At 59.7% G+C, this 9,216-nt stretch carries 10 protein-coding genes and 1 pseudogene; 5 read left to right on the plus strand and 6 right to left on the minus strand.

The window, feature by feature from the left end; genetic code table 11:
- The 3 genes from RIFP1SYM_RS14400 to RIFP1SYM_RS14410 form a co-directional block, all read right to left on the minus strand.
- Positions 1-312 (minus strand): ATP-binding cassette domain-containing protein (locus RIFP1SYM_RS14400; protein WP_039960610.1); only part of this gene is annotated, 312 nt, incomplete at its 3' end.
- Between the two features lie 26 nt (positions 313-338).
- Complete coding sequence (locus RIFP1SYM_RS14405; RefSeq protein ID WP_039960612.1) at positions 339-1,862, minus strand: YifB family Mg chelatase-like AAA ATPase; 1,524 nt, start codon at positions 1,860-1,862, stop codon at positions 339-341.
- Between the two features lie 93 nt (positions 1,863-1,955).
- Entirely contained in the window at positions 1,956-2,210 is a 255-nt protein-coding gene (locus RIFP1SYM_RS14410; protein ID WP_039960613.1) for an accessory factor UbiK family protein, read from the minus strand.
- 302 nt (positions 2,211-2,512) lie between these two features.
- On the opposite strand from RIFP1SYM_RS14410, the gene RIFP1SYM_RS14415 reads away from it, so the two are divergent.
- Genes RIFP1SYM_RS14415 through RIFP1SYM_RS14425 form a run of 3 tightly spaced genes read left to right on the plus strand, consistent with a single transcriptional unit; the run spans position 2,513 to position 4,864 of the window.
- A complete protein-coding gene (locus RIFP1SYM_RS14415; RefSeq protein WP_139042161.1) occupies positions 2,513-3,280 on the plus strand; it encodes a TorF family putative porin in 768 nt (255 codons plus the stop codon).
- Positions 3,237-3,575: a P-II family nitrogen regulator gene (locus tag RIFP1SYM_RS14420; RefSeq protein ID WP_005966071.1), complete on the plus strand. Its 339-nt coding sequence runs from the start codon at positions 3,237-3,239 to the stop codon at positions 3,573-3,575. The genes RIFP1SYM_RS14415 and RIFP1SYM_RS14420 overlap by 44 nt, the downstream gene beginning before the upstream one ends.
- Before the next feature lie 26 nt (positions 3,576-3,601).
- Positions 3,602-4,864, plus strand: coding sequence for an ammonium transporter (locus RIFP1SYM_RS14425; protein ID WP_005966073.1), 1,263 nt, complete (start codon positions 3,602-3,604; stop codon positions 4,862-4,864).
- Positions 4,865-4,961: 97 nt separating this feature from the next.
- Here the strand turns inward: RIFP1SYM_RS14425 and RIFP1SYM_RS14430 are convergent, their stop codons facing one another.
- From RIFP1SYM_RS14430 to RIFP1SYM_RS14440, 3 genes are all read right to left on the minus strand, one after another.
- The gene (locus tag RIFP1SYM_RS14430) at positions 4,962-6,047 is read right to left on the minus strand and encodes a GGDEF domain-containing protein (protein ID WP_005966075.1); all 1,086 of its coding nucleotides are present in this window, start codon (positions 6,045-6,047) and stop codon (positions 4,962-4,964) included.
- A 282-nt stretch (positions 6,048-6,329) separates the two neighbouring features.
- Positions 6,330-7,190, minus strand: coding sequence for a polyamine aminopropyltransferase (gene speE, locus RIFP1SYM_RS14435; RefSeq protein WP_006475176.1), 861 nt, complete (start codon positions 7,188-7,190; stop codon positions 6,330-6,332).
- A 140-nt stretch (positions 7,191-7,330) separates the two neighbouring features.
- The gene (locus tag RIFP1SYM_RS14440) at positions 7,331-7,588 is read right to left on the minus strand and encodes a TfoX/Sxy family protein (RefSeq protein WP_005966080.1); all 258 of its coding nucleotides are present in this window, start codon (positions 7,586-7,588) and stop codon (positions 7,331-7,333) included.
- A 189-nt stretch (positions 7,589-7,777) separates the two neighbouring features.
- Here RIFP1SYM_RS14440 and truC point away from each other — a divergent pair, with 189 nt between their 5' ends.
- The gene (truC, locus tag RIFP1SYM_RS14445) at positions 7,778-8,539 is read left to right on the plus strand and encodes a tRNA pseudouridine(65) synthase TruC (RefSeq protein WP_005966082.1); all 762 of its coding nucleotides are present in this window, start codon (positions 7,778-7,780) and stop codon (positions 8,537-8,539) included.
- Positions 8,540-8,577: 38 nt separating this feature from the next.
- A pseudogene (locus tag RIFP1SYM_RS14450) lies at positions 8,578-9,216 on the plus strand (arginine decarboxylase); the annotation flags it as partial.

The raw sequence follows: 9,216 nt of genomic DNA on the forward strand, positions 1-9,216 counted from the left end.
ACTCGCCTCAGCTTCCGCCAGCTCCGCCTCGATGCGGCGTAGCTCCTGGTCACCGTCGATGACATATTCGATGGCGGCGCGCTCGAGCGCCGGGGTCTCTTGGGCGACATGAGCGATCTCCAGCCGAGGCGGCTGCTCAAGCTCCCCTTCGTCGGCCTGCAACTGGCCGAGGATCAGGCTGAACAGGCTCGATTTGCCGCAGCCGTTACCGCCGGTGATGCCAATCTTCCAGCCAGCATGCAGGGTGAATTGGGCGTCGGCGAACAGCAGTTTGCTGCCGCGGCGCAGCGTCAGATGGTCGAATCGCAACATGGCGCGGAGTGTACCAGTGCCTCGGGTTAAACGGCAGCTGTATCGCGACGGTCGAGGCGCCGCAGGGTGATCGCCTCACTGATGTGGTTGACGCCGATCTGATCCGCCTGATTGAGGTCGGCAATGGTGCGGGCCACTTTGAGAATGCGATGGTAGGCACGCATCGAGAAGCCGAGACGCTGCATCGCGCGCAGCAGCAGCTGATGGCCGGCCGGATCCGGGGCTGTGTGGCGCTCGAGCTGACGGCCGGCCAGTCGGCTGTTGGTGGTGCCCTGACGATCGAGTTGACGTCGGCGGCACTGCTCGACTCGCTGGCGTACCTGCAGGCTACTCTCTTCGCCATCGCTATGGCGCTGGAGTAGCAGACGCGGGTCGGGGCGGGGCACCTCCAGCTGCAGGTCAATGCGGTCGAGCAGTGGCCCGGAGATGCGGGCGCGGTAGCGGCTGATCTGTTCTGCGCTGCAGTGGCAGCGATCGGAGCCATCCCCGAGATGGCCGCAGGGGCAGGGGTTCATGGCGGCAACCAGCTGGAAGCGGGAGGGGAAGCTGGCTTGGCGGGCGGCGCGGGAGATGGTGATCTGGCCGCTCTCAATGGGTTCGCGAAGCACCTCCAATACCCGGCGCTCGAATTCCGGCAGCTCGTCGAGGAACAGCACGCCGTTGTGGGCCAGTGAGATCTCGCCTGGTTTGGGGTTGCTGCCGCCGCCTACCAGGGCCACCGCGGAGGCGGTGTGATGGGGGCTGCGAAATGGACGCTGGCGCCAGTTGCGTGGATCAGGTTCGTTGCCACTGATGGAGTGCAGCGCGGCGGTTTCCAGTGCCTCGGCCTCGGAGAGTGGCGGCAGGATGCCAGCCAGGCGGCTGGCGAGCATCGATTTGCCGGTGCCGGGTGGTCCGATAAACAGCAGTGAGTGGTTGCCGGCGGCGGCAATCTCCAGGGCGCGTTTGGCCTGCGGTTGGCCGATCACCTCGGCGAGATCGGGGTTTGTCGGTTCGATGGTGGTCGGTGGTGCGTCAGGCTTATCTGAAGCGAGCGGCTGTGTCCCTGTGAGATGGTTGCAGACTGCCAGCAGATGCTCGGCAGGGAAGGCTTGCAGCCCCTCCACCAGCTGTGCCTCAGGCAGGTTGGTGCGCGGCAGGATCAGCTGATGCTGTGCCGATCTGGCGGCGATGGCTGCGGGCAGTGTGCCGCGAACTGGCCGCAGCTCGCCGGAGAGGGCTAGTTCGCCGAGAAACTCATACTCTTGCAGAATGTTTTTCGGGAGTTGCCCGGAGGCGGCAAGGATGCCGAGCGCGATCGGCAGGTCGAAGCGGCCGCCCTCCTTGGGCAGGTCGGCGGGGGCTAGGTTGATGGTGATGCGCCGCGCCGGGAACTCGAAGCCGCTGTTGAGCAGTGCGCCACGCACTCGCTCCTTGCTTTCACGCACAGCCATCTCGGGCAGGCCGACGATGGAGAGTGCGGGCAGGCCGTTGGCCAGATGGACCTCGACGGTGACCAGAGGGGCCTGGATGCCAACCTGGGCGCGGCAATAGAGGATGGCCAGTGACATGCCTACCTTCCTTGGTAGTGGGTGGGTGAGGTTAAGGCGCCTCTGAATGAATTTGGGCCGCAAGGCTGCTCGCCCAGCCTCGCTCAGAGGCTCCTAGCTGCGCTTGGCGATCTGCGCTTCCAGCTCCCTGATCTCAGCTTCCAGCCGGCTCAGTTTCTCGCGGGTGCGTGTCAATACTGCGCGCTGTACGTCAAACTCCTCGCGGGTGACCAGATTCATGCGGGTCAGCCCCGCCTCTAGGGTGGTGCGAAGATTCTTCTGCAGGTCCGCCTGCAGGAGCTGAATCCCTCCAGGGACGCTGCCGGCGAGGCGTTCAGCCAGCTCATCGATAAGTTTAGGATCGAACATCCGCACACCTTAGCCCAGCGGGCGTTTTGTTGTCCAGATAGCTGCTTCACTCTCTGGCCTCTAATGCATCAATTTGGTGCGAGGCGGGGATGCGCGCCCTGTCACGGTGCCGCATCTTGGTGCGGCGCATTTTGCGTGATGCGGAGAAAAACTAGAAATAGATGTATAACGTATTGTTTATGATGGTGTTTACTGATTTGGCACGGTTTCTGCTAAAAGTGGCTGTAAGCGGGAACCTCTGGTTTTTTGCGCTGAACAAATACAACTCACTACAAACGGCAAGAGATTTTAGGAGTAGCGAAATGAAGATGAAAAAACTAGCCCTGGCATGCAGTGTTGCGATGATTGCTGCTTCCACCCAGACCCTGGCTGAGACGGAAGTCAGCATGAATGTCGGTGCCACCAGCAACTACATCTGGCGCGGTATGACCCAGACCTCTGACGGCGCCGCCGTCTCCGGTGGCCTGGATGCAGGCTTCGATAGCGGCATCTACCTGGGCACTTGGGCCTCTAATGTCACCGATGGTTTTGAGCTCGACTTCTATGGTGGTTTTGCCGGTGAGGCGGGTGATTTCGGTTACGATCTGGGCGCTATCTACTACATGTATAAAGATGATGCGGATGCGGATTTTGCTGAGGTCTACGCCAACGCCAGCTTCATGTTTGTGAACGCCGGCCTGGCCTACACTGTCTCCGCCGACAACGATCCCTCTGAAGGCGATCTCTACTACTTCGTCGGTGCCAGCTTCGATCTGCCCCAGGATTTCTCGATCGGCGGCACTATCGGTGTCTACGACTACGATGCCGCCGGCAGTGATGACCTGACCCACTATCAGATCGACCTCTCCAAGAGCGCCGGTGACTATGGCGACGTGACCTTCACCCTCTCCGATACCGACGCCACCGCTGGTGCCGATAAGGATATGCGTGCGCTGGTCTCCTTGGAGCAAATCCTTCTAAAGCCCCGGTTCAACACAATCAAGGGTGGAGCGCAGCTGCTGCTCCACCCATTGAGGAGAAAACAGCATGAAAATGATTTCTGCAATCATCAAGCCCTTCAAGCTCGATGATGTCCGTGAGGCGCTCTCCGATATAGGCGTCACCGGTATCACTGTGACCGAGGTAAAGGGCTTCGGTCGCCAGAAGGGCCATACCGAACTCTATCGTGGCGCCGAGTATGTCGTCGATTTTCTGCCCAAGATCAAGGTCGAGATTGCGGTGGATGACGGTGTTGTCGATCAGGTACTGGAGGCGATCTCCGGAGCGGCCAAGACCGGCAAGATCGGTGACGGCAAGATCTTTGTGATGCCACTGGAACAGGCAGTGCGAGTGCGTACTGGCGAGACCGGTAGCGAAGCGCTCTAAGACCAACTCTTCTGGAGGAGACAATCGTGGAAGCGATCACACAGCTTAGTTATGCGCTCGATACCTTCTATTTTCTGGTATCTGGTGCACTTGTAATGTGGATGGCAGCAGGCTTCGCCATGCTTGAGGCCGGCCTGGTGCGGGCCAAGAATACTGCCGAGATCCTGACCAAAAACATCACCCTGTTCGCTATTGCCTGCATCATGTACATGCTGGTGGGCTACGGCATCATGTATCCGGATGGCGGCAACGGTTTTATCCCGGCGCTTGATCTGGGATTTATGTTCGGCGGTGACAACAGTGTCGATGATGTGCTGAAGAGCAACGGCGAGACTTACTACTCGGGCATGTCCGACTTCTTCTTTCAGGTGGTATTCGTCGCCACCGCCATGTCGATCGTCTCCGGTGCGGTGGCGGAGCGCATGAAGTTGTGGGCCTTTCTTGCCTTTTCGGTAGTGATGACCGGCTTTATCTACCCACTGCAGGGTTACTGGAAGTGGGGTGGCGGTTTCCTGGATGCCGCTGGCTTCAGTGACTTCGCAGGTTCCGGCGTGGTGCATCTGTGCGGCGCTGCTGCGGCTTTGGCCGGGGTGCTGCTGCTGGGCGCACGTAAGGGTAAGTACACGGCCGATGGGCGGGTCAACGCCATTCCGGGTGCCAACATGCCGATGGCGACCCTGGGTACCTTCATCCTGTGGCTAGGCTGGTTCGGCTTTAATGGTGGCTCTGAGCTGAAGCTCTCCAACATCGAAGAGGCGAATGCGGTGGCTATGGTCTTCGTCAACACCAACGCTGCCGCTGCCGGTGGTGTGATTGCCGCGCTGCTGACTGCACGTGCACTGTTCGGCAAGGCCGATCTGACCATGACGCTCAACGGCGCGCTGGCCGGTCTGGTGGCGATCACCGCTGAACCGCTGACTCCGACTCCGCTGCTGGCGACCATCGTCGGCGCAGTCGGCGGCGTGCTGGTAGTCTTCTCCATCATTTTCATGGACAAGCTGAAGATCGACGATCCGGTGGGTGCCATCTCGGTACACGGTGTGGTCGGTATGTGGGGCCTGCTCGCGGTAGTGCTCTCTAACCCTGATGCGACCCTGGGGGCTCAGTTGTTAGGCCTGGGCACCATCTTCGCCTGGACCTTCGGCGCCTCTTTCATCGTCTGGCTGATCATCAAGCTTGTGATGGGAATCCGTGTCAGTGAGGAGGAGGAGTACGAAGGCGTGGATATCGGCGAGTGTGGTCTGGAGGCCTACCCCGAGTTCACTGGCTCACACGGCGCGGGTCGCTGATCCCGATATTAAATAATTAGACCTCTCTCACTTTCGGGGTGCCATTGGCACCCCTTTTTTTGTGTCAGGCACAGCAGATGCGCTGCTGCAAGCAGGTTCAGTAAGCGATCTTCTGGTTGTTGCTGTCAGTCTCGGTGATAAGCAGCGATTCGGAAATGGTGCAGTTACGACCGTGGTTTTTGGCGTAGTAGAGCGCTTGGTCGGCACGTTCCAGTAGAGTCTCTATGGAGTCCTCCGGGTGTAGGCTGGCAACGCCCACCGAGATAGTGATGCCGGGTAGCTTCTCCTTGGTGCTCTTTCTCACCAGCACCAGTTTGCCGACTGTGCTTCGTATCATCTCCGCCACCTTGATCGCATCCTCAAGTGAGGTATTGGGTAACACCAGGGTGAACTCTTCACCGCCATAACGGGCGGCGATGTCATTCTTCCGCGCCCTCTGTTGCAATGTCTGAGCGACGCGCCGGATTACCTCGTCACCGATCAGGTGACCGAAGCTGTCGTTGAAATGCTTGAAGTGATCGATGTCGAGCATCAGTACTGACAGCGTTGTCTGGCTCTCGATGCTGCTTTCAATGCACTGGCTAAGGCGTTGATTGAGGACCTTCTTGTTATAGAGACCGGTCAGGCTGTCCCGGTGTGCCTCCTCCCGTAGCTGTTCGACCTGATTCCGCAGCTCTGTGGTATTGCGTTCGGCTGACGCTAGGTTGTCCTGTATCTTTTGGTTATTGGAGATCGCCTGGTTGGTGGCCTGCAGTAGAGTGTCGGCGATGCGACGAACGCTGCCAAGGTCGGTCTGCCCCTGTAGTGACTCCATCTGCCCTTCAAGTAGCCGGCCAAAGTCGCTGATGCCATGACAGGCGCTGGAAACTCCTTCCAGCACCTTATAGAGGGTGTCATGCAGGCTGGCGATGTGATCGTCAAGCTGTAGTTCAGTGCCGCCCTCGAAGTGCGTCTCGAAGAACTCCCTGAGCAGGTGGGGATTGAGGCTGCCATGCTTTTCGAGATGTTGATCAAGTGCCTGATTCAGGGTTGGAGTCCGTTGTGCTACGTATTCGTAGGCCACAGCGTAGCAGACCGGGCTGGGCGGAATCTGGTGCTGTTGCAGGAGTTCCATCGCTGCCCGGTTGCGGTTCTGGGCGGTCTCGATAGGGTCGAGAATTTGACAAGGTGATATTTTGTTCATTTTTAATCAGGCTTGGCTGAATTGTCAGTCGGCTGATGATTTCCCAGGCGCGTCAGGATAGGTGATTCTTAGGCACCGCCCCTTAGGGTGATTTTCGGCTGGAGATGCGGCATCTTTAGCCGAAAACATGCCCTCGCCAGGCTGGAAGTGCCGACCTCACCCGGCACGAAGAGGATTTGCGATTCTGTTGGCCACAGAATCACTTCATGAGTATGAAGGCTAGCGGGGTTGTGGGGGGACGTCGTTAATCCCCGATCCGCTTAATATTACCCGCAGAGCCGGTCAGCTCTGTGGCTCGAGTATTTTGCGGAAAAATTCGGGAACGGCGAAGGCGGCGCGGTGGATATCGCTGTTGTAGTAACGGGTCTCGAAGCTGCGCTGTGCCACATCCTGTTCGCGGAAGCCCTCGATCGCCGCCCCCTTGCGTCCCAAAGTGGCGCTCCACCAACCGCTCGGGTATATCGGCTGGGGAAAGAACAGGCTCTTGACGTCGCTGAAGCCGCTGTCGTGTAGATTGCGGTACATGCGCTGGATGATCAGTTGGTGGATCAACGGTGACTCGCTCTGCTGGATCATCAGGCCGCCATCCGCCAAGGCGCGCTGGCAGGCGCGGTAGAAGTCAGCTGAAAAGAGTACCTCGCCGGGGCCGATTGGGTCGGTGGAGTCGACGATGATGATGTCGAGTGAGCCAGCTTTTGCTTGCTGCATCCACTCGATGCCGTCGATGAACAGCAGCTCGGCACGCGGATCCTGGTTGGACTCACACAGCTCCGGAAAGAATTGCTCGGAGACCCGGGTTACCCGCTCGTCGATATCGATCTGGGTGACCTGCTCCACCTCCGGATGCTTCAGCACCTCGCGCAGGGTGCCGCAGTCGCCGCCGCCGATGATTGCCACCCGCTGTGGCGCCGGATGGATGAAGAGAGCTGGGTGGACCATCATCTCATGGTAGAGGAAGTTGTCGAGGCTGCTGACCATGGTGTAGCCGTCGAGCACCATCAGGTTGCCCCAGTCGGTAGTCTCGTAGACCTCGATCTTCTGGTAGCGGGACTGCTCTTCGTGCAGCTTGCCCTTGATGCGCAGGCCGAAGGCGTTGCCGCCCTCTTCACACTTTTCGGTAAACCACTGTTCGTTGTCGGCCATTGCTCTCTCCACAACTCTTATCTGGCAGGACATTCCGCCCAAATCTGGTGGGCAGCTAGAGTGTCATTAGCGCTTCTTTTGCGCAACCTCAATGGCGCCCCGGCACCACGCTAGCAACTGCTCCTGATCTTCCAACGCTTCTACCGGGGTGAATAAAATTTCATGCTGATCTGCTTGCCATCCTTGCGCTGGTAGCTGAAGGACGACTGACCTACCTGGCGGAAATGCTCACTGCTGGCGTCATCGGCCTTCAGGTAGAGGCTATCCTCCTCGAGGATGGCGCAGAACAGACCATCGCAATAGGCGCCTGCGTCGCCAAACATACGGCGAACCTGAATCGTGCTGAGGGGGCTCAGCTGTTCGTGAATATAGTCCGAGTCGTATTCACTGACGGACATGAGTGAGTTGCCTGAGTCGCTTGCGGGAGCGGGCCTGCACTGCCGGGCCGCCGGTCTCCTGGACTTGATGGATGGCCCCGTACCAGCTTGATCACCTCATCGACCCGCCCCAGCGAGCGGCGATCGCCCCTCGGTCACATTTGCAGTAGTCTGTGGCCGCTCATCAGGAGTCATCAAAGGCGATAGTGAATGGGGCCATTAGAGATTATCTACCAGGACCAGGCAATCGTTGCGATCAACAAGCCCGCGGGGTTGCTGGTGCATCCCAGTCTCGTGGATCGGTACGAGACCCGTTCGGCGATGAAGCTGTTGCGCGACCAGTTGGGGCGCTGGGTCTACCCGGTGCATCGGCTCGATAAGCCGACCTCCGGGGTGCTGCTGTTTGCCCTCAACTCAGAGGTGGCACAGCGGCTCGGTGAGCAGTTCGAGGGGCGGGGTGTGGAAAAACGCTATCTGGCGGTGGTGCGTGGCCACCCCGATCAGCAGGAGGTGATCGACTACCCGCTGAAAGAGCTGCTTGACAAGATGACCGATCGGCGCGCCCGCCAGAACAAACCAGCCCAGCCGGCCGTAACTCGCTACCGGTGTCTCGCCACTGCCGAGCTACCCTACCGGGTTGATCGCTACCCGAGCAGTCGCTACGCGTTGCTTGAGCTCTGCCCAGAGACCGGCCGCAAGCATCAGATTCGCCGCCACATGAAGCATATTTTCCACCCGATCATCGGTGACACCAGCTACGGCAAATCGCGCCACAATCGGCTCTTTGAACGGCTGTTTGATTGCCGCCGGCTGCTGCTGATGGCGGTGACACTGTGCTTTCGCCATCCGCTGAGCGACGTCCCGATGCGCCTGACCTCCGAACTCGACCCGCCCTTCACTCGGGTAGTGCATGGTATGGCCTGGAGCGAGGTCCTGGCAGAAAGGCTGATGGCTGCTGATGGCGACAAATAACCTACATTTTCGTAGCCGTTTAACGCATAATGCACGCCATGCAGCCTGACCATTCCGATTCTGAAGCGCTCTATGCCATCCCCCGCTGGGGGGCAGGTTATTTTCATGTCAATGAAGATGGCCACCTGGCGGTGCGACCCGATCCGCAGCAGCTGGTGGAGATCGACCTGCGTCAGCTGGTGGATGAGCTGCATGAAGCGGGCCTCTCACTGCCGGTGCTGGTGCGCTTCAACGACATCCTGCGTGATCGTGTGCGACGACTGCGCGCGGCGTTCGAGCAGGCGCAACAGACGCAGGCCTACAGCGGCAGCTACACCACCGCCTATCCGATCAAGGTCAACCAGCAGCGCAGTGTGGTGGAACAGATCGTCGCCGACGGCGCCACCGGCCTGGAGGCGGGCAGCAAACCGGAGCTGATGGCGGCGCTGTCGCTGGCTCGGCCGGGTGGGCTGGTGGTCTGCAACGGCTACAAGGATCGGGAGTATATCCGCCTCGCTCTGATCGGCCGGCGCCTCGGGCTGCGGCTCTACATCGTCATCGAAAAACCCCAGGAGCTGGAGCTGGTGCTGGAAGAGTCGGCGCGACTCGGCATCGAGCCGCTGCTGGGGGTGCGGGTGCGGCTGGCGGTCTCGGCGGCTGGCAACTGGCAGAATAGCGGTGGTGAGCGTGCCAAGTTC

The organism is endosymbiont of Riftia pachyptila (vent Ph05) (assembly GCF_000224455.1).
Classification (GTDB): domain Bacteria; phylum Pseudomonadota; class Gammaproteobacteria; order Chromatiales; family Chromatiaceae; genus Endoriftia; species Endoriftia persephonae.